18 protein-coding genes and 1 pseudogene are annotated in these 18,245 nt (G+C 72.7%); 5 read left to right on the top strand and 14 right to left on the bottom strand.

The features are described 5' to 3' along the window. Nucleotides 1–11: 11 nt before the first annotated feature. Both ABZX61_RS36225 and ABZX61_RS36220 read right to left on the bottom strand, forming a co-directional pair. Entirely contained in the window at nt 12–1,238 is a 1,227-nt protein-coding gene (locus ABZX61_RS36225; protein ID WP_355200646.1) for a multidrug effflux MFS transporter, read from the bottom strand. 84 nt (nt 1,239–1,322) lie between these two features. Further along, entirely contained in the window at nt 1,323–2,108 is a 786-nt protein-coding gene (locus ABZX61_RS36220) for a VOC family protein (protein ID WP_355200644.1), read from the bottom strand. 146 nt (nt 2,109–2,254) lie between these two features. Here ABZX61_RS36220 and ABZX61_RS36215 point away from each other — a divergent pair, with 146 nt between their 5' ends. Both ABZX61_RS36215 and ABZX61_RS36210 read left to right on the top strand, forming a co-directional pair. Continuing rightward, the gene (locus ABZX61_RS36215) at nt 2,255–3,163 is read left to right on the top strand and encodes an ABC transporter ATP-binding protein (RefSeq protein WP_355200642.1); all 909 of its coding nucleotides are present in this window, start codon (nt 2,255–2,257) and stop codon (nt 3,161–3,163) included. Further along, a complete protein-coding gene (locus tag ABZX61_RS36210) occupies nt 3,160–3,957 on the top strand; it encodes an ABC transporter permease (protein ID WP_355200641.1) in 798 nt (265 codons plus the stop codon). Before ABZX61_RS36215 ends, ABZX61_RS36210 begins: the two co-directional genes overlap by 4 nt. 6 nt (nt 3,958–3,963) lie before the next feature. Here the strand turns inward: ABZX61_RS36210 and ABZX61_RS36205 are convergent, their stop codons facing one another. Beyond that, nucleotides 3,964–4,473, bottom strand: a complete 510-nt coding sequence (locus ABZX61_RS36205; RefSeq protein ID WP_355200639.1) for an MFS transporter — start codon at nt 4,471–4,473, stop codon at nt 3,964–3,966. A gap of 116 nt (nt 4,474–4,589) precedes the next feature. Then, nucleotides 4,590–5,066 (bottom strand): annotated as a pseudogene (locus tag ABZX61_RS36200) (MFS transporter); the annotation flags it as partial. 193 nt (nt 5,067–5,259) lie between these two features. Between ABZX61_RS36200 and ABZX61_RS36195 the strand changes: the two are divergent. Next, nucleotides 5,260–6,174 carry an EamA family transporter gene (locus ABZX61_RS36195; protein WP_355200637.1) on the top strand — a complete coding sequence of 305 codons (915 nt, stop codon included), beginning with the start codon at nt 5,260–5,262 and terminating at the stop codon, nt 6,172–6,174. Nucleotides 6,175–6,495: 321 nt separating this feature from the next. Here ABZX61_RS36195 and ABZX61_RS36190 read toward each other — a convergent pair whose 3' ends face one another. Genes ABZX61_RS36190 through ABZX61_RS36155 form a run of 8 tightly spaced genes read right to left on the bottom strand, consistent with a single transcriptional unit; the run spans nt 6,496 to nt 13,784 of the window. Continuing rightward, nucleotides 6,496–7,164 (bottom strand): GntR family transcriptional regulator, encoded by a 669-nt coding sequence (locus ABZX61_RS36190; protein WP_350740024.1) that lies wholly within the window; start codon nt 7,162–7,164, stop codon nt 6,496–6,498. Nucleotides 7,165–7,176: 12 nt separating this feature from the next. After that, nucleotides 7,177–8,112 (bottom strand): ornithine cyclodeaminase family protein, encoded by a 936-nt coding sequence (locus ABZX61_RS36185; RefSeq protein ID WP_355200635.1) that lies wholly within the window; start codon nt 8,110–8,112, stop codon nt 7,177–7,179. After that, the gene (locus ABZX61_RS36180; RefSeq protein ID WP_355200633.1) at nt 8,109–9,122 is read right to left on the bottom strand and encodes a proline racemase family protein; all 1,014 of its coding nucleotides are present in this window, start codon (nt 9,120–9,122) and stop codon (nt 8,109–8,111) included. The genes ABZX61_RS36185 and ABZX61_RS36180 overlap by 4 nt, the downstream gene beginning before the upstream one ends. Continuing rightward, nucleotides 9,119–10,120 (bottom strand): proline racemase family protein, encoded by a 1,002-nt coding sequence (locus tag ABZX61_RS36175; RefSeq protein WP_355200632.1) that lies wholly within the window; start codon nt 10,118–10,120, stop codon nt 9,119–9,121. Before ABZX61_RS36175 ends, ABZX61_RS36180 begins: the two co-directional genes overlap by 4 nt. Continuing rightward, on the bottom strand, nt 10,117–11,010 hold the full coding sequence (locus ABZX61_RS36170) for a dihydrodipicolinate synthase family protein (protein ID WP_355200631.1): 894 nt from the start codon (nt 11,008–11,010) through the stop codon (nt 10,117–10,119). Before ABZX61_RS36170 ends, ABZX61_RS36175 begins: the two co-directional genes overlap by 4 nt. A gap of 22 nt (nt 11,011–11,032) precedes the next feature. Further along, a complete protein-coding gene (locus ABZX61_RS36165) occupies nt 11,033–12,406 on the bottom strand; it encodes an FAD/NAD(P)-binding oxidoreductase (protein ID WP_355200629.1) in 1,374 nt (457 codons plus the stop codon). Next, a complete protein-coding gene (locus ABZX61_RS36160; protein WP_185076981.1) occupies nt 12,403–12,645 on the bottom strand; it encodes a (2Fe-2S)-binding protein in 243 nt (80 codons plus the stop codon). Before ABZX61_RS36160 ends, ABZX61_RS36165 begins: the two co-directional genes overlap by 4 nt. Then, entirely contained in the window at nt 12,642–13,784 is a 1,143-nt protein-coding gene (locus ABZX61_RS36155) for an FAD-binding oxidoreductase (RefSeq protein ID WP_355200627.1), read from the bottom strand. The genes ABZX61_RS36160 and ABZX61_RS36155 overlap by 4 nt, the downstream gene beginning before the upstream one ends. A 316-nt stretch (nt 13,785–14,100) precedes the next feature. Here ABZX61_RS36155 and ABZX61_RS36150 point away from each other — a divergent pair, with 316 nt between their 5' ends. After that, nucleotides 14,101–15,096, top strand: a complete 996-nt coding sequence (locus ABZX61_RS36150; RefSeq protein WP_355200625.1) for a COX15/CtaA family protein — start codon at nt 14,101–14,103, stop codon at nt 15,094–15,096. Nucleotides 15,097–15,158: 62 nt separating this feature from the next. Then, nucleotides 15,159–15,866, top strand: coding sequence for an ElyC/SanA/YdcF family protein (locus ABZX61_RS36145; protein ID WP_350740002.1), 708 nt, complete (start codon nt 15,159–15,161; stop codon nt 15,864–15,866). Here ABZX61_RS36145 and ABZX61_RS36140 read toward each other — a convergent pair. Together ABZX61_RS36140 and ABZX61_RS36135 are read right to left on the bottom strand one after the other, a co-directional pair. Further along, entirely contained in the window at nt 15,842–17,032 is a 1,191-nt protein-coding gene (locus ABZX61_RS36140; RefSeq protein WP_350739999.1) for a PrsW family intramembrane metalloprotease, read from the bottom strand. The two genes, ABZX61_RS36145 and ABZX61_RS36140, sit on opposite strands and share 25 nt — an antisense overlap. Before the next feature lie 81 nt (nt 17,033–17,113). Continuing rightward, a complete protein-coding gene (locus tag ABZX61_RS36135; protein WP_350739996.1) occupies nt 17,114–18,058 on the bottom strand; it encodes a heme o synthase in 945 nt (314 codons plus the stop codon). Between the last annotated feature and the right edge of the window lie 187 nt (nt 18,059–18,245).

The following is an 18,245-nucleotide window of genomic DNA, read 5'->3' as shown; positions in this document are numbered from 1 at the left end:
GGTAGCCTTACCTAACTCTTCCGCAGGAAGGCGAAGGTCAAGCTTGCGCAAAGGATGAGGCCCAGCATCACGCAGGCCATCGGCACGGCGCTGGTGGCGCCCGCGAGACCGACCAGCGGGGCCGCGGCGGCACCGAGCGCGAACTGCAGCACGCCGAGCAGGGCCGAGGCGCTGCCGGCGATCTGCGCGGGCTGGCTGGCCAGGGCCAGCGCGCCGGTGGCCGGCATGACCAGGCCCTGGCCGAGCATGATGACGAACAGCCCGCCCACGATGCCCCACAGGCCGAGCCCGGTGAGCGCGGCGGTCAGCAGCAGCGAGGCGCCGGTCAGGGCGACGGCGAGCCCGGTGATCACGAGGGTCACCGGCGGCACCCGTCCCGACAGCCGGCCGCCGAGCTGGGCCATGGCGGTCAGGCCGAAGGCGTTGAGCCCGAAGATGAGCGAGTACTGCTGCGGCGTGGCGCCGTACACCTCCTGGAGCACGAACGGCGAGCCGGAGATGTAGCCGAACATGGCCGCGAACGCCAGGCCCGCGGTCAGCGCGGTGCCCATGAACGTCCGGTCGCGCAGGAGCCTGCCGAACGTGCCGACCGTGTGCTTGAGGCCGCCGCTCTCGCGCTCGGCCGCGGGCAGCGTCTCGCGCACGCCTCCCAGGACGGCCAGCAGCAGCACGATCCCGGCGACGCTGAGCGCCACGAAAACGCCGCGCCACGAGGTGAACTCCAGCAGCTGCGCGCCGGCGATGGGCGCCAGGATCGGCGCCAGGCCGCTGACCAGCATGAGCGTGGCGAAGATGCGGGCGATGGCGGCGCCGTCGTACAGGTCGCGGACGACCGCCCGCACGATCACCAGGGCCGCGCCGCCCAGCACGCCCTGCAGCAGGCGGAAGGCGATGAGCATAGGCACCGACGGCGCGAACGCGCACAGCAGCGAGGCGACCATGAAGCCGGCCACGCCCACGATCAGCGGTGTCCTGCGGCCGCGCACGTCGCTGACCGGACCGGCGATCACCTGGCCGATGGACACGCCGATGAGGCAGGCGGTGAGGGTGAGCTGGACCTGCGCCGGCGCGCTGAGCATCTCGGAGGTGATGGCGGGCAGCGCCGGGAGGTACATGTCGATGGACAGGGGCCCGATCGCCGACAAGGCGCCCAGGATCACCAACAGCAGCCCGCGGCTGCTCCTCCTCCGCTCGATCCCGATGGTGGACGTGGACGTGGCTTCGGCCGCCACGGACATGCGTGATCCCCTCTCCCTCGCAGGCCTTTGGCCCACGAGGGCCGAGAGATCAAACCAGGATCCGGTCCTCCGAATTCCCGGTCATCAGATATTTCGCGCGATTTCGTGAAGCTGGATGACAGAGAACACCGCTCCCTGGGGATCGGTGAGCATCGAGAACCGGCCGGGCGGCGCCTCCATCCCCCGCACCAGCACGCTCGCGCCGGCTCCCTCGGCCGCGGCCGTCGTGGCTTCGACGTCGGCGACCGCGAAGTACGTCATCCAGAACGACGGCGTCGCCGCCGGGTAGTCGGAGAACATCTCCACCATGCCCGCGACGGCCCGCTCCCCCGTATGCCACTCGGTGTACTTGATCCCGTCCATCTCCTGCAGCCGCGGCATCCAGCCGAAGACGGCCGGGTAGAAGCTCTCGGCGGCCGACGGGTCGCGCGTGACCAGCTCGTTCCAGCAGAACGAGACGGGCTCGTTGACCAATTGCGCGCCGTGGTGGTTGCCCGCCTGCCAGGCGGCCGCGTACGAGCCGTCAGGGGCCTGGAAGACCGTCATGACGCCTTCGTCGAAGACCGCCGTCGGCTCCATGGTGACGGCGCCGCCGGCGTTCCTGACGCGCTCGGCGAGCGCGGCGGCGTCGTCGGTGGCGACGAACATGTTCCAGAACGAGGGCGACCCCGCGCCCATGACCGGCCCCAGCCCCGCGACCTGCCTGCCCTGGTAAAGGAACATCCCGTAGCCACCGGCCTCGGGGTCGTCGATCATGTCGGCCTGCCAGCCGAAGACCTCACTGTAAAACCGGGCGGAAGCTTCGACGTCGGTGCTGGACAGGTCCACCCAGCACGGGACTCCCGGGTCGTACCCACTGCGTTGCGCCATTGCGCCCTCCTGCTACATGGAGCTTGTCGTCAGACTTTCACCTCTGTTGGCGCCTTTCTGGGAAATGGCCGGGTCAAGACATGTCCAAATCCGGCCAACCCCACCTGCGGCTCGAACCGCCTGCCCCAGTCCCTAAACTCGTGGCCATGGAGTCCCCAGCCGTCGAGATCATCGGCCTGGTCAAACGCTACGGCGGCATCACGGCCGTGGACGGCCTCACGCTGCGCGCCGAGCGGGGCGCGGTGACCGCCGTGCTCGGGCCCAACGGCGCGGGCAAGACGTCCACGGTGGAGATCTGCGAGGGGTTCCGCAGGGCCGACGCGGGCACCGTCCGCGTGCTCGGCCTGACGCCCACGCTGCCCGAGCTGCGGCCGCGGGTGGGGGTCATGCTGCAGTCGGGCGGCGTGCCGCCCGCCATGCGCTGCGCCGAATGGCTGCGCCTGGTCTCGCGCTTCTACGCCCGTCCCCTCGACGCGGGGGCGCTGCTGACGCGGCTGGGGCTGGCCGATCACGTTCGCACCCCCTACCGGCGGTTGTCGGGCGGGCAGCAGCAGCGGCTTTCGCTGGCCGCGGCCGTCGTCGGGCGGCCCGAGCTGGTCTTCCTCGACGAGCCGACGGCCGGGCTCGACCCGCAGGCCCGGCACGCCTGCTGGGAGCTGGTGGGCGAGCTGCGCGGGGCGGGCGTGTCGGTGGTGCTGACCACGCACCACATGGACGAGGCCGAGCGGCTGGCGGACCAGGTCGTGATCATCGACAAGGGCCGGGTGGTGGCCGAGGGCAGCCCGGCCTCGCTGACGGGCGCCGAGCGGCAGCTGCGTTTCCGGGCCCGGCCGGGGCTGGCGCTGGAGGAGCTGCTCAACGCGCTCCCCACGGGCAGCGCGGCCAAGGAGTCGCCCGCCGGGCACTACATCATCGAGGGTCAGGTGGGTCCCGAGCTGCTGGCCACGGTGACCGCCTGGTGCGCGGCCGAGGGCGTCACGGCCGACGATCTGCGCATCGAGCGCCGCACGCTGGAGGACGTCTTCCTGGAGCTGACGGGCAGGGAGCTGCGATGACCGGATCGGAGCGCGCGCCCGCCGGGCAGATCGCGCTGGACTTCACGCCCGCGCCCGGGGCGGCGCCGTTCCCGCGCATGGTCCTCGCCCAGGCGGGCGCGGAGATCCGGGCGATGCTGCGCAACGGCGAGCAGCTGCTGCTCACCATGATCATCCCGGTGCTGCTGCTGACCGGGTTCTCGCTGGCGCCGCTGATCGACATCGGCGGCGGCAGGCGCATCGACTTCCTGGCGCCCGGCGTGCTGGCGCTGGCCGTCATGTCCACGGCCTTCACCGGCCAGGCCATCGCGACCGGCTTCGAGCGCCGCTACGGCGTGCTGAAGCGGCTGGGCGCGACCCCGCTGTCCAGGGCCGGGCTCATGCTCGCCAAGACGTCCGCCGTGGTGGCCGTGGAGGTCATCCAGGCCGTGGTGATCGTGTGCGTCGGCCTGGCGCTGGGGTGGCGGCCGCACGGGTCGTTCCTGAGCGCGGCGCTGCTCATCGTGCTGGGCACGGCGGCGTTCAGCGGGCTGGGGCTGCTCATGGCCGGCACCCTGCGCGCGGAGGCCACCCTGGCCGCCGCCAACCTCGTCTACCTGCTGCTGCTGGGGGCCGGCGGGGTGATCTTCCCGCTGTCGAAGTTCCCCGAGGGCATGCGCCAGGTCCTGGAGCTGCTGCCCATCTCGGCCCTGACCGGCGGCCTGCGCGCGGTCCTCGCCCACGGCGCCGCACTGCCCCTCGGCCCGCTGGCCGTGCTGGCCGTGTGGGCGGTGCTGTCGCTGGGGCTGGTCTCGCGCACGTTCCGCTGGGAGTAGCCCGGCTCACCCGGTCCGGGGCAGCTCGCCGTGCAGGGTGCCGTAACGACGCCTGGTGAGCGCGGCCGCGGCCGTCAGCGGGATCGCGGCGGCGGCCGCCAGGCCGAACAGCAGGGCGTAGCGGCCGTGCTCGGCCAGCGGGCCGGCCGCCCACGACGCGACCGCGCTGCCCACGAAGAGCGCGCAGGCGAAGAAGGCGATCGTCGTCCCCCTGGCCTCGGGCACCACTGACGTCGCCCACGTCTGCAGCGAGGAGTGCAGGAAGGACCAGCCGCCGCCGAGCAGCAGCGCCGTGACCGCCACGGTGGCCATGTCCACGTGCACGGCGACGATGGCGAACCCGGCGCAGAGCTGCGCCCCGCCCACCGTCATCAGCACGGGAGTGGGCCAGCGCCCCGACAGCCGCCTGACGAGCTTCGTGAACAACCACAGGCCCAGCCCGTACGCGGTGATGGCGAGCCCGGCCACGGCGGCGGCGTACCCCGCGTGCTCCAGGGCGGTGGCCAGGAACGGCATGGCGCCGAGCATGATCGCGCCCTCGACGAACGCGAGCCGAACACCAGCAGCGCCCAGCCGTGCCCGAGCACCGCGCCCAGGTACCGGCCGACAGCGAACCCCCGGCCGTGCGGGAGGGAGCGGGACGGCTCCGGCAGCGAGCGCAGCGCGAGCGCGCAGGCCAGGGCGCAGGCGGCGGGCACGGTGAACGCCACCCGCCAGTCCACCAGGCCCGCGAGCACCCCGCTCAGCCCGGTGGCCAGGGCCGTGCCGAGGGCGGCGGCGCCCATCAGATCGGTCAGCGCGCGTTGCCGGGTCGACGGCTCCACGGTGTCGCCCACGTACGTCAGCCCGGTCGGGATCACCGCGCCGAAGCAGGCGCCCGTCACGATCCTGGCCACCACCAGCGCCCCCAGGACCGGCATCAGCGCCGAGGCCAGCCCCGCCAGCGCCGCGCCGAACAGCGTCCCGCGCATCACCCGCACCCGGCCGAACCGGTCGGACAGCAGCCCCCACAGCGGCTGGGTGAGCCCGTAGGCGAGGTAGTAGCCGCTGGCGGCCGCGACGGCGGCGGACAGCGAGACCTTCAGGTCCACCGCGATCAGCACGAGCATGGGGCTCACGGCGAAGCGGTCGAAGCTGCTGACGAACGAGGCCGCGGACAGGGCCAGCGGCGGCCGGGCGAGACTCGTGGGGGACTTCATACGATCAATGATCCAAGAGCCATCCAGAACACCCTATGTCGGGTCATGTCGCAGGCCACGAGTACGCTCTGACCGTCATCCCCTGAAGCCCGTGAGGAGTCCTGTGACCGCGTTCGCCCTCGACGATCCCTTCGATCGCGGTTCCGGCCTGCCCAGGCCGGGAAACCTGCTGCGCACGGCCGCCGACTCGATCCCGCCGTCCGGGCTCGTGCTGCTGGCCATCGTCTCGGTGCAGCTGGGCGCCGGGTTCGCGAAGGAGCTGTTCGCGACGCTGCCGCCGAGCGCGGTGGTGTTCCTGCGGATCACGGCCGGGGCGCTGATCATGGGGGCGCTCGTCCGGCCCCGGCTGAAGGGCCTGTCCTGGCGCGACTGGGCGGTGGGGATCGGGTTCGGGGTGACGCTCGCCCTCATGAACCTCACGTTCTACGAGGCCCTGTCGCGGCTGCCGATGGGGATCGCGGTGGCCATCGAGTTCCTGGGGCCGCTGGGGGTGGCCGTGGCGGCCTCGCGGCGCAGGATCGACCTGCTGTGGATCGGCCTGGCGGGCGCGGGCGTGGTGCTGCTCGCGCCATGGGGGCAGTCGGCGTCGGTGAGCTGGCTCGGCATCGGGTTCGCGATGCTGGCGGCCGTCGGCTGGGCCGGGTACATCCTGCTGTCGGCGGCGGCCGGGCAGCGATTCCCCGGGACGAGCGGGCTGTCGTTCGCGATGATCGTGTCGGCCCTGGTGGTCGCCCCCATCGGCATCGCGACGGGCGGGGCGGAGCTGTTGCAGCCGGAGCTGCTGCTGATCGGGCTCGGCGTGGGGCTGCTGTCGTCGGTGATCCCGTACTCGCTCGAACTCCAGGCGCTGCGGCGGATGCCCAAGCACGTGTTCGGCATCCTCATGAGCCTGGAGCCGGCCGTGGCGGCGCTGATCGGCGTGATGCTGCTGAACGAGGTCCTGCACGCGCAGCAGTGGGCGGCGATCGTCTGCATCGTGGCCGCCAGCCTGGGCTCGACCCGGCGGCGCAAGGTCTGACGCGGGAGCTGTGGCGGGCCGCCGCGCGCCCGTGGGATGGGGTCTCGGGCGCGCGGCGGAGGGCTCGGCTTTGGTGGGCGGGGTAGGCCGAGCCCATGGAAGGTCAGCGGAGTGCGGGTGTCCGCGTGACCAGGCATGCGCCACCCACCGGAATCGGTGGTGGCCGGTCCGCTTGGGACCTGGACGACGGGGCCGCCGGCGGACGCTTGGGGCGTCGCTCTTTCGACCCGAGATGAGAGTACCGCCATCCCGGTCCGCGCGATCCCCGAATGTCAGAACTTAGTGGGCGAAAAACGGACGAGTCCACCCACCAGCGGCTTCTCAGTGCTCGGCCCAGATCCCCCGCACGTGACCGATGTGCTCCTTCATGAGGTGTTCGACGGCCTGGCGGTCGCCGCTCTTGAGCGCGTCGAGCAGCGCCAGGTGCTCCCTGGCCGACTCGCCCAGCACGTCGCGCTCCCGCAGCTGGGACAGGCCGTAGAGCCTGGCCCTGTTGCGCAGGTCGCGCACCACCTCGACCAGGTGGGCGTTGCCCGCCAGGGTCAGCAGCTCGACGTGGAAACGCAGGTCGGCGTCCACGTAAGCGAGCAGGTCACCGCGTTCGGCGGCCGAGACGATCTCCTCGGCGACGGGCCTGAGCCGCTCGAGCTCCGCCTCCCGCGCGCCGCCGGCCAGCCGCGCGACGGTGGGCACCTCGATCAGCTGGCGGATCTCGGTGAGCTCGTCGAGGTCGCGGTCGGACAGCTCGGTCACCCGGAAGCCCTTGTTGCGCACCGCCTCGACCAGGCCCTCCTTGGCGAGGTCGAGCATGGCCTCGCGCACCGGCGTGGCCGAGACGCCGAACTGGGCGGCCAGCACCGGCGCGGAGTAGACCACTCCCGGCCGCATCTCGCCGGTGATCAGCGCGGCACGCAGCGCGTGCGCGACCTGCTCGCGCAGGCTCTGCCGCTCCCCCACCATCGGCAGGTCGAGCCGGTCCTCGGCAGCCATCCGCATCCCTTTCTACTTCCACGCCTCGTACGCGGCGGCCGCGACCACGAGGTCCTCCCAGGCCATGCCCGTGCTCTTGAACACGCGCGGCCCCGTGCCGGCGACCACCCGACCGGCGACGAGGTCGGCGAGGTTGCCCGCGAGATGACCAGCGGTGATCGTGCCCTCGCGGATCGGGATGAGCAGATCGCCCGCCTCCTCCAGGGCGGCCGCCCTGGCCTCGACGACCACGGTGGCGCGGGCGATGAGGTCGCCGTCGAGCTCGCGGGCGCCGGGCTCGTGCGACCCGACCGCGACGACGGTGCCGCCGTCGCGGGCGAGCTTACCCGGGAACAGCGGTTCTCTCGCTGTCGTGCAGCACGCGACGACGTCGGCCTCGGCAAGTGCCTCCGCCGCGTCGGACCGCCGCAGGGCGCGGGCATCCAGGCCGAGCGCGCGGCAGCGGCCGGCGAGCGCCTCCGCGCGGTCCTGGTCGCGCCCGACCACGGTCACGTCCTCGATGGGCCGCACCTCCCGCAGCGCGAGCACGTGCCCCCACGCCTGCGGGCCGCTCCCGAACACCACCAGCCGCCGGGCGTCCCCGTCCGCCAGGTGGCTGACGGCGAGCGCCGAGACGGCGGGGGTGCGCAGGGAGGTGAGCGCGATCCCGTCCAGGGCCGCGAGCGGGGTCAGGGTGTCGCCGTCGAACAGCAGGTACGTCCCCTGGATCCGGGGCAGCTCGCGATCGGGGTTGCCGGGCGCGATGGTGACGGCCTTCACCCCCGCGTACCGTCCGGCCGCGGCGGGCATGAGCAGGAGCTGCCCGGCCGGCAGGTCCACGATCGGCCGCTGCGGCGTGGCCTCGGGGTCGAGGCCGGCGCGCAGGGCGTCCTCCAGGATCCCTACGGCGCGCCCCATCGGCACCAGCCGCTCCATCGTGGCGGCGTCGAGATATGGCAGTCCGGTCATCGCAGCGTGAACCCCACACCCATCGGATCGTCGGAATCGAGCTCGAAGACGTGCCGCCCGGTCCGGTAGGCCATGCCTTCGATCTCCGGGACGACCCCCTCGTCGCGTACCTCGGCCACGCGCGCCAGGAAGGTGCTCCCGACGACGCTGTCATGGATCAGGGGCGCGCGCAGCCCCGAGTCGTGCAGCAGCGCCATCCGCGCCGCCGTGCCCGACCCGCAGGGCGAGCGGTCCACCTCCCCGTCGGCGAACACCGTCACGTTCCGCTGGTGCGCGGCCCCGTCCCGGTCCGGCAGCTCGTCGTAGAAGATCACGCCGTAGACGCCGGACAGCCGGTCGTCGGACGGGTGCCGGGCGGCCGGATGGTCCGCCAGGTCCGCCTTGATGCGGCGGGCGTGGCCGATGAGCGCCGTCAGGTTCGCGGGCTCCACGGACAGGCCCACCGCCGCGGCGGGCAGCGACGCGTAGATCGCGCCGCCGTACGAGACGTCGACCTTGGTCCTGGCGGCGGCCACGTCCCGCGCCACCACGAACGACGGCACGCTGACGAACGTCACCCCGGTCACCTTGCCCCCGGAGCAGCGCACCCGCGCCGTGACGCGCCCCGACGGCACGTCGACGACCACGTCGGTCTCCCCGTCGGGGTCGGCGGCCACCAGCCCCTCGTGCACGGCGTAGGCGCCGAGCGCGATGGTGCCGTGGCCGCAGGCGGTGGAGAACCCGTCCTTGTGCCAGAACAGCGCCCCGAACGCGGCCCCCGGGTTGTCCGGCGGGACGAGGAAGCAGCCGTACATGTCGGCGTGGCCGCGCGGCTCCTGGCACAGCAGCCGCCGCACGTCGTCGAAGCGGGGGTCGGCGGCGGCGGAGGAGCGGCGCGAGAGCACGTCCGCCCCGGGGACCTCGGGCACGCCGCCGGTCACGATCCGGAACGGCTCCCCGCCCGTGTGGTAGTCGGTCGTCGTGATCGTGGTCCCGGCCAGGCCGGAACCACGATCGTCACGTTCGCTCACAGCTCGAACCCGGCGGGGAACGGGTCGCGCGGGTCCAGGAAGTATTGGGCGGTGCCGGTGACCCAGGCGCGGCCGGTGATCGAGGGCACGACGGCCGGCTCGCCGCCCACGGTGGTCTCCTCCAGCAGCCGCCCGATGAACCGGGTCCCGATGAACGACTCGTTCACGAAGTCCCGGCCGAGCGGCAGCTCCCCCCTGGCGTACAGCTGCGCCATCCGCGCGCTGGTGCCGGTGCCGCACGGCGAGCGGTCGAACCAGCCCGGGTGGATGGCCATCGCGTGCCGCGAGTGGTGGGCGTCCGAGCCGGGGGCGGCGAAGTAGACGTGGTGACAGCCGCGGATGCGGTCGTCCTCGCGGTGGACGGGCTCGTCGGCCGCGTTGATCGCCTCCATGGTGGCCAGGCCGGCGGCGATGATCTCGTTCTTGGCCCTGCGGTCGAAGGGCAGGCCGTAGGAGTCGAGGTCGACGACGGCGTAGAAGTTGCCGCCGTACGCGAGGTCGTACGGGATCTCCCCGAACCCGGGCACCTTCACGACGGCGTCCAGCCGGTCGCTGTAGGAGGGCACGTTGCGCAGCGTCACCGCCATGGCCTGGCCGTCCTCGACGGCCACGTCCACCTCGACGAGCCCGGCGGGCACCTCCAGGCGCACGGTGGTGACCGGCTCCACGACCTCGACCATGCCCGTCTCGACGAGCACGGTGGCCACGCCGATGGTGCCGTGCCCGCACATCGGCAGCAGCCCCGACACTTCGATGAACAGCACGCCGTAGTCCGCGTCCGGCCTGGTGGGCGGCTGCAGGATGGCGCCGCTCATGGCGGAGTGGCCGCGCGGCTCGGTCATCAGCAGGGTGCGGATGTGGTCGAGGTTGTCACGGAAGTAGACGCGCCGCTCGGCCATGCTCGCGCCCGGGATCACGCCTATCCCGCCGGTGATGACGCGGGTGGGCATGCCCTCGGTGTGGGAGTCGACGGCGTGGAAAACGCGTTTTGTCCTCATCGCAGCCCTTCTGCCAGTGCCTTCTCGGTCGCCGCTCGCACGATAGCGGCCTGCTCGTCCGTCAACGGCTGCCTGGGCTGCCTGCACGGCCCGCCGTGGCGGCCCGCGAGGTCCATGGACAGCTTGATGGCCTGGACGAACTCCGTCTTGGAGTCCCAGCGCAGCAGGGGGTGCAGGGTCCGGTAAAGAGGCAGCGCGGTCTCCAGGTCGCCGGCGACGGCGGCGCGGTAGAGCGCGGCGTTGGAGACGGGCAGCGCGTTGGGGTAGCCGGCGATCCAGCCGACGGCCCCGGCCACGGCGAGCTCGAGCAGCACGTCGTCGGAGCCGATCAGCAGGTCCAGCTCGGGGGCCAGCTCGGCCAGCTCGTACGCGCGCCGCACGTCCCCGCTGAACTCCTTGATCGCCACGATCAGCCCCTCCTCGTGCAGCTTGGCCAGCAGCGCGGGAGTCAGGTCCACCTTGGTGTCGTACGGGTTGTTGTAGGCCACGACCGGCAGGCCCACCTTGGCGACCTCGCGGTAGTGCGCGATGACGGCCCGTTCGTCGGCGCGGTAGGAGTTGGGCGGCAGCAGGAGCAGCGAACCGCAGCCGGCCTCGGCCGCCTGCTCGGCCCACCGGCGCGACTCCGCGGCGCCGTACGCGCCCACTCCGGCCATCACCCGGCGCCCGCCCACGGCCTGGACGGCGGTCTCGACCACCTTGGCCCGCTCCTCCGCGGTGAGCGTCTGGTACTCGCCCAGCGAACCGTTGACCGCGACGCCGTCGCAGTCGTTCTCGACCAGCCAGCGGCAGTGGTCGGCGTAGCCGTCGTAGTCGACGGAGAGGTCGTCGCGCAGGGGCAGCGCGGTGGCCACCATGATGCCGTGCCAGGCTTTGGTGCGGTTGTCCATGGGAAAGTCCTCCATGTCAGGGTCAGTGGGTGGGGGGAACGTCGGGAAGATCGGAATCGTCGGGAAGCTCGGCGAGGGCGCCGAGGGTGACGGGCTGGGCGATGGGGCGGCGGGGCGGCCGCTGCGGCTCCCCGGCCAAGCAGGAGACGGCGTAGCCGCAGATGCGGCCCTGGCACCAGCCCATGCCGGGCCTGGCCAGCAGCTTGATCGAGCGCGCGTCGGTGGCGCCGAGGTCCTGGGCCTCGCGTACGCGGGCCAGCGGCACCTCCTCGCAGCGGCACACCAGCGTGTCGTCGCGCAGCCAGCCCTGCCAGCCGGGTTTGACGGGGTACGCCCGCTGCAGCGCCTCTCCGAAGGCCCGCCCGCGCTCCCGGCGCCGCAGCAGCAGCCCCGAATCGGCCTGTGAGGAGCGCGAGTCGGCCACCACGGCGCGGCCGGCGATGCGGCCCTCCGTCTCGGACAGGAGCCAGCCGCCCACGCCCGTGGGCTCTCCGGCGGCCCAGACCCCGGGGACGGAGGTGCGCTGGGCGGCGTCCACGTCGAGCACGGGGCTGCCGTCCACGTCGTTCCGGGTGGCGCAGCCGAGCTGGGTGGCCAGTTCGATCTGCGGCACGAACCCGTACCCGACGGCCACCGTGTCGCACGCGACGACGCGGGTGGAGAGAACGTTCCAGTCCTGGTCGAGGCGGGCCACGGTGACGGCCTCCACCTCGCGCTCCCCGTGCGCCGCGACCACCGCCTGGCGCGTCCGGTACGGCACGCGGTGCCTGGCCAGGCTCGCGGCGTACCCGGCGGCCTCCCCGGCCTTGGCCAGGGCCAGCAGCGGATGCCTGGCCAGCCCGAGCCCGCCGTTCGCCTCCAGCACCCCGAGCACCCGCGCCCCCGCCGCGGCCAGCCCGGTGGCCACGGGCAGCAGGAACGGGCCGGTGCCGGAGACGACGATCCGCCTGCCCGCCACGACGCCGTTGCCCTTGAGCAGCGCCTGCGCGCCGCCGGCGGTCAGGACGCCGGGCAGGTCCCACCCGGGGAACGGCAGCGGCCGGTCGTGCGCGCCGGTCGCGATCAGCAGCCGCCGCGCCCGCAGGACGACCTGCCGCTCCGTGGCGTCCGCGCCACGCGTGACGCAGTGCACGACCAGGTCCCCGTCCGGCTCGCGGGTGACGCTCCACACCTGGTGGCGCGGCAGCACCTCGGCGCGGGCGTCCAGGGCCCGCGCCTGCCGCAGGAACCGGTCCAGGCCGGGCGCGGGCTTGGGGTCGGCGGCGTGGCGGAAGTACTGGCCGCCGAGTCGTACGGAGGAGTCCAGGAGCGCCACCCGCAGTCCGGCCAGCGCCGCCGTGAGCGCGCCGGCCACCCCCGCGGGCCCGCCGCCGATCACCACCAGGTCGTACGTCATGACGTCGTCACCTCGTCACCGGGCGCGGCCTCCACCAGGCAGGCCCGCTCAGGGGCCCGCCCGTTGACCGAGATCAGGCAGTCGAAGCAGACCCCGATCCCGCAGAACAGCCCGCGGGGCCGCCCGCCGAAGCGGGTGCTGCGCCACGACCGCACCCCGGCCGCGTGCAGCGCCGCCCCGATCGTCTGCCCGGGCACGACGGGTACCGGACGCCCGTCGATCGTGATGTGGAACGTCAAGAGGACTCCTCCGCGAAGCGATCCGGCCGGAAGGGCCGCAGGTCCAGGTCGGTCGGGGAGCCGGTGAGCACCTGCGCGAGCAGGTGGCCGGTCGCCGGGGCGAGCCCGATGCCCGCCCCCTCGTGCCCGCAGGCGTGATAGAGCCCGGGAACACGCGGGTCGGCGCCGATGACGGGCAGGTGGTCGGGGCAGTACGGCCGGAACCCGCAGTACGACCTGATGGCCCGCACCTCGCGCAGCGCGGGGAACAGCGCCACGGCCTGCTCGGCCAGGCGGGCGAGCACCGGCACCGACGTCGTCCGGTCGAACCCGACCCGCTCCCTGCTGGCCCCGATGAGCACGGTGCCCGCGGGCGTGCCCTCCACGACCGCCGACGTCTCCAGGGCCTCCGAGTCGCTGGCCACGTTCGTGACGTAGGCGGCGGTGTAGACCTTGTGCCTGATCAGCGGCTCCGGCAGGGGCTCGGTGACGAGGATGAACCCGCGCCTGGGCAGGATCGGCAGATCGACCCCCGCCAGCGCGGCCACCTCGCCGCCCCAGGTGCCCGCCGCGTTGATCACCGCGTCGCCGAGCACGTCACCCTGGGAGGTGCGCACACCCGCGATGCGGTCCCCCTTCCGCACGAACCCGGTCACCGCCGCCCCGAGGCGCAGCCGCAGCGTTCCGTGGCCGAAGCTCTCCGCGCCGTGCCTGAGCAGGCGCGCGGCGGCCAGCATGGGCTGCACCTGGGCGTCCTCGGGGTAGTACACCCCGCCGGCCAGGCCCTCGGCCAGGTGCGGCTCGTAGTCGCGCAGGGATTCGCCGGCCACCAGGGTGTGCTCCACGTCCTGCTTGGCGGCCAGTTCGGCGAGCTGCCGCCGGACCTCGGGGGTCTCGGCGACCACCAGGCCGCCCTTGGGCTCGAACTCGAAGCCGCCGAGGTCCGCGAGCGAGCGCCAGAGCCGGTTGGACAGCAGGGCCAGCTCCAGCTCGGGGCCCGGCTCCTTGTCGGACACCAGCACGTTGCCCTCGCCGGAGCCGGTCGTGCCGCCCGCCACGGGGCCACGATCGACCACGGTCACGTCGAGACCGGCGCGCGCGGCGTAGTAGGCGCATGCGGCGCCCACGACTCCGGCGCCGACCACGATGACGTCGGACATCCATCACCTCCCAGGTCTGTAATATGTCACATACCCCGCTCTCTTGAGAAGGCCTTTTCCACCGGACGGACGACACCGCCGCCCCCTGCCCCCGCCGCTACCCACCGACGGCATATCACCACCTCACCGCACCCGGCCCAGCTCCCTTCGCGGAGGGGTGGCCCACGCGCCCCGCCGCCCGCCCACCACCCGCGCGGATGCGCTTTGAGTGAGGCCCGTGGGAGGAGCGTGGGCGGTCGAGCGGAGGGGGCGTGCGTGGTCAGGGGTGGGGTGACCGGTGGGGGGACCGGGTGGGTGGGCCCGTACCATCGATGGCGTGAAGCTACCCACGGACCACCCCAACCGCCACGTGCGCCGCCTGTTCTCCTTCTGGGCGCCCACGACGCAGTCGATGCGGGCCTGGGCGATGGCGTCCGTGGTGGTCAACGCGGGCATCGCGGTGACGGGCGCGGGCGTGCGCGTCACCGGTTCCGGGCTGGGCTGCCCGACCTGGCCCAAGTGCACGCCGGACAGCTTCATCCCGGTCGCGCACCCCGAGGTGTCGATGCTCAACATGCTCGTCGAGTTCGGCAACCGGCTGCTGACGTTCCTGGTGCTGGCGGTGGCTGTGGCGTGCGTGCTGTCGGCGTTCCGGCTGGCGCCGCGCAGGCGCTCGCTGATGACGCTGGCGCTGCTGCAGCCGGCGGGCGTCCTGGCCCAGGCGCTGTGGGGCGGCCTGGTGGTCAGCACGATGCTCAATCCGTTCACGGTGGGCATGCACTTCCTCATCTCCATCGGCCTGATCGCCGCCTGCTGGATGCTGTACGCCCGGGCGGGCGAGGGCGACGGCCCGGCGCTACGGGTGGCCCACCGCGACATCCGCAGGCTCGGCTACGCGCTGCTCGCGGCCGTGTTCGCGCTGCTGGTGGTCGGGGTCGGGGTGAGCGGCACGGGCCCGCACTCGGGCGACGAGATGGCCTCCCGCTTCGACCTCGACATCGAGGCGGTGGCCCGGCTGCACGCCGACGTCGCGTACATCGTGGTGGGGCTGACGTTCGCGGTGCTGTTCGCCCTGCACGTGAGCAAGGCGCCGCGGCCCGCCCGGCGGGCGGCGCTGGCGCTGCTGGCCGTGGAGCTGGGTCAGGGTGTGATCGGCTACACGCAGTACTTCCTGGCCGTGCCCGCCGCGCTGGTGCTGCTGCACGTGCTCGGCTCCACGCTGGTCTGGATCGCCGCGCTCAGGGTGGTCACCTCGCTGCGCACCCGCTCCCCGCAGACCGCCCCCGCCGACCACTCCCCCGCCGAAGCCGCCGGAGCACCCGCCGCCGTCTGAGTGGATATGCCAGGGTATGAGGGGATCGGTCCGCCACTCCCCCGCCCCCTGGAGGGTGAGATTTGTTACTGAAAGTCCGCCCCACTCGGAAGGCCCTGCGGCGCGCGTACCAGGGTCTGGTGCTGGTCAGCGTGCTCTCCCTGGCGCCCATGACGTGGGCCTGGCTCGGCAGCTCGACGCACCGGGTGACGGCCGTGGGCGACGCCTGGCTCGGGCGGGTGCCGGTGGCGCAGGCCGCGCTGGTGCTGGGCGCGGGCCTGTACGGCACGCAGCCCACCCCGATGCTGGCCCACCGGCTGGACATCGCCGCCGAGCTCTACCGGGCCGGCAAGGTACGGGCCCTGCTGCTGTCGGGCGACAACAGCCGCAAGGAGTACGACGAGCCGACGGCCATGCGCGACTACCTGCTCCGCAGGGGCGTGCCGGAGCGGGTGATGGTGCTGGACTACGCGGGGTTCGACACGTGGGACTCGTGCGTGCGGGCGCGCAAGGTGTTCGGGGCGCGGCAGGTGACGGTCGTGACGCAGGAGTTCCACCTGCCCAGGGCCGTGACGCTGTGCCGGACGGCCGGGCTGGAGGCGTTCGGGGTGGGTGACGACTCGACCAGGGAGTTCGCCGCGCCCACGTACGCCTACGCCACCCGCGAGCTGCTCGCCACCGCCAAGGCGTTCGCCGACGCGATGGTGCTCCACTCCGACCCGGTCTATCCGGGCCCGCGCGAGGTCTCCCTGACGAACATCCTGGCTCAGCCCGGCGCGCCGGGGGCGTAGCCGGGCGGCGGGGTGCCCCGCGCGGCCGACCTGGCGTGCGCCGTCGGCACCGGGAAGTCCGCCCGGGCCGTGCTCATGCACTCCAGCAGCGCCCGCTGCTCCTCGTGGAAGCCCTGCTCGTCGACCATGTGGCGGGCCGCCCGCTCGTGCAGCAGGCCCAGCTCGGTGGCGGCCAGCTGGTAGTCGCGCATGGCGCGCAGCCCGCGCTTGCCGCCGTGGGCCTTGGCCCACTGCCTGGCCTGGCGCCGCCTGGGGAACGTCGACAGCATGTAGATGTCGGCCTGGGTGACCAGCTTGGTCGGCTCGTACGGCGGCAGGTAACGCTGGATGAGGGCCACGATGCGCCGCCGGTCCTTGAACACCACGCCGATGAGCACGATCAGCACGGCCAGCAGCGCCAGGTAGGCCACCACGAGCCCGGGGAAGCCGCCGTAGGAGGCCAGGCCGTTCCACAGGCCGTGCAGGATCATCGCGCCCGACCAGCCCGCCAGGATGTAGAAGACCCGCTCGGGGCCTTCGCGCCGGGCGGCGTAGGCCACGGCGACGCCGATCATGGAGCTGAACAGCGGGTGGGCCAGCGGCGACAGGATGCCGCGCAGCACCACGGTGACCGCCAGCCCCTTGACGCCGGAGTTGGACAGCGCGGCGAGGTAGTAGCTGACGTTCTCGCTCATGGCGAAGCCGAGCCCGACCATGCTGGCGTAGATGATGCCGTCGGTGGGGCCGTCGAGCTCGGCCCTGCGGAACCTGAGCAGCCCGAGCAGCACCAGCCCCTTCATCGTCTCCTCCACCACGGGAGCGCCGAAGGTGGCCGCGACGTTGCGGGCGCCGGCCTCCGACAGCTTGGCGGTGTCGATGATGTAGTGCAGGTTGAGGTAGTTGATCAGGCCGGCGACCAGCACCGCGACGCCCGCGCCCCACGCGAAGGCGAAGATCAGGTTGCTGCGCGGCTCCGGCTCCATCCGGTCGAGCGCCAGCACGGCCGCCAGCAGCAGCGGAACCGGCGCGAGCGCCAGCGCGAGCGCGATGAAGAACTGCACCGGAGCGCCGTTGAGCACGTCGAAGGAGAACGAGACCAGAGCGCAGACTCCGGTGAGGACGAGCCCGATGATCAACGCGAACGACGGGCGGTCCTTCAACACCCAGCGTGGATCACGGGTCGCCATACGGTGACTTTAACGGATCAGAGGGCCGGGGTCCGTGCCGGTCAAGACAGCCTCACCGTCCGGACACGCGGCCGCACGCCGTCAGGCCAGCAGCGGGTCGATGGCCACGGCCAGGAACAGCAGCGCCAGGTAGGCGTTGGACCAGTGGAAGAAGCGCATGGGGCGCAGGTCGACGCCGGTCTTGCCGGCGTTGAGCCGGGCCAGCAGGCGGTGGACCTCCCACAGGCACATGGCGCCGAGGACGGCGGCCACGATCGGGTAGAACAGCGTGGTGCCGGCCACCGGCCACAGCGCCAGCGAGCACAGCACGGTCGCCCACGTGTAGGCGATCGACTCCAGGATCACGCGCCGCTCGGTGGCCACGACGGGCAGCATGGGCACCTTGGCCGCCGCGTAGTCCTCCTTGTAGCGCATGGCCAGCGTCCAGGTGTGCGGCGGCGTCCAGAAGAACACCACCCCGAACAGCACCAGCGGCGCCCAGTCGAGCCGCTCGGTGATGCCGGCCCAGCCGATCATCACCGGCATGCACCCCGCGATGCCGCCCCACACGATGTTCTGGGCCGTGCGGCGCTTCAGGATCATCGAGTAGACCAGCACGTAGAACAGGATCGCCCCGGTGGACAGCATCGCGGCCAGCCAGTTGGTGGTCACCCAGAGGCCGACCAGGGACAGCACGCCGAGCACGATCCCGAAGACCAGCGCCCCCCGCGGCGACACCTGGTGCCTGGCCAGCGGCCTGCGGCGGGTGCGGCGCATCTTCTGGTCGATGTCGCGATCCACATAGCAGTTGAGCGCGTTGGCACTGCCCGCCGATAGGGTGCCGAACACCATGACCGAGATCGACGTCCACAGCGGCGGCAGGCCGCCCGCCGCCAGGAACATCACCGGCAGCGTCGTGATCAGCAGCAGCTCGATGATCCGCGGCTTGGTGAGCGCGATGTAGGCCTTGACGATCATGCCGATCGAGCGCGGCCCCTCCACCTGCGGAGATCGGGCCGTCGCCTGCCTGTTGGTCAGCACCGTCAAGGCGCTTCCAGCCTGTGCGGAGTCAACGCGTAACCTCTGATTAGAGCGGATCCATGGGTGGGCGCCGTGACGCCCCTGCGAACAAACAAACTGTAGTCGCAGGGGCGGCCGGTCCGGCCAATGGGGGGCTTGCGCCGCACATGGACACGTGCGGGTGGGATGGGAATCGTTCGCCAGCTCCACTCGG

It is taken from the genome of Nonomuraea sp. NPDC003709, from assembly GCF_040610775.1.
In the GTDB taxonomy this organism is placed as follows: Bacteria; Actinomycetota; Actinomycetes; order Streptosporangiales; family Streptosporangiaceae; genus Nonomuraea; species Nonomuraea angiospora_A.
Note: the sequence above shows the minus strand (reverse complement) of the source record. Positions and strands in the feature narration are given on the sequence as shown.

Bases quoted from the DNA above. Each gene is read 5' to 3' on its own strand.
- ABZX61_RS36225 (WP_355200646.1), bottom strand. From the start codon at position 1,238: ATGTCCGTGGCGGCCGAAGCCACGTCCACGTCCACCATCGGGATCGAG.
- ABZX61_RS36220 (WP_355200644.1), bottom strand. From the start codon at position 2,108: ATGGCGCAACGCAGTGGGTACGACCCGGGAGTCCCGTGCTGGGTGGAC.
- ABZX61_RS36215 (WP_355200642.1), top strand. From the start codon at position 2,255: ATGGAGTCCCCAGCCGTCGAGATCATCGGCCTGGTCAAACGCTACGGC.
- ABZX61_RS36210 (WP_355200641.1), top strand. From the start codon at position 3,160: ATGACCGGATCGGAGCGCGCGCCCGCCGGGCAGATCGCGCTGGACTTC.
- ABZX61_RS36205 (WP_355200639.1), bottom strand. From the start codon at position 4,473: ATGCCGTTCCTGGCCACCGCCCTGGAGCACGCGGGGTACGCCGCCGCC.
- ABZX61_RS36190 (WP_350740024.1), bottom strand. From the start codon at position 7,164: ATGGCTGCCGAGGACCGGCTCGACCTGCCGATGGTGGGGGAGCGGCAG.
- ABZX61_RS36185 (WP_355200635.1), bottom strand. From the start codon at position 8,112: ATGACCGGACTGCCATATCTCGACGCCGCCACGATGGAGCGGCTGGTG.
- ABZX61_RS36175 (WP_355200632.1), bottom strand. From the start codon at position 10,120: ATGAGGACAAAACGCGTTTTCCACGCCGTCGACTCCCACACCGAGGGC.
- ABZX61_RS36170 (WP_355200631.1), bottom strand. From the start codon at position 11,010: ATGGACAACCGCACCAAAGCCTGGCACGGCATCATGGTGGCCACCGCG.
- ABZX61_RS36165 (WP_355200629.1), bottom strand. From the start codon at position 12,406: ATGACGTACGACCTGGTGGTGATCGGCGGCGGGCCCGCGGGGGTGGCC.
- ABZX61_RS36155 (WP_355200627.1), bottom strand. From the start codon at position 13,784: ATGTCCGACGTCATCGTGGTCGGCGCCGGAGTCGTGGGCGCCGCATGC.
- ABZX61_RS36140 (WP_350739999.1), bottom strand. From the start codon at position 17,032: ATGGCGACCCGTGATCCACGCTGGGTGTTGAAGGACCGCCCGTCGTTC.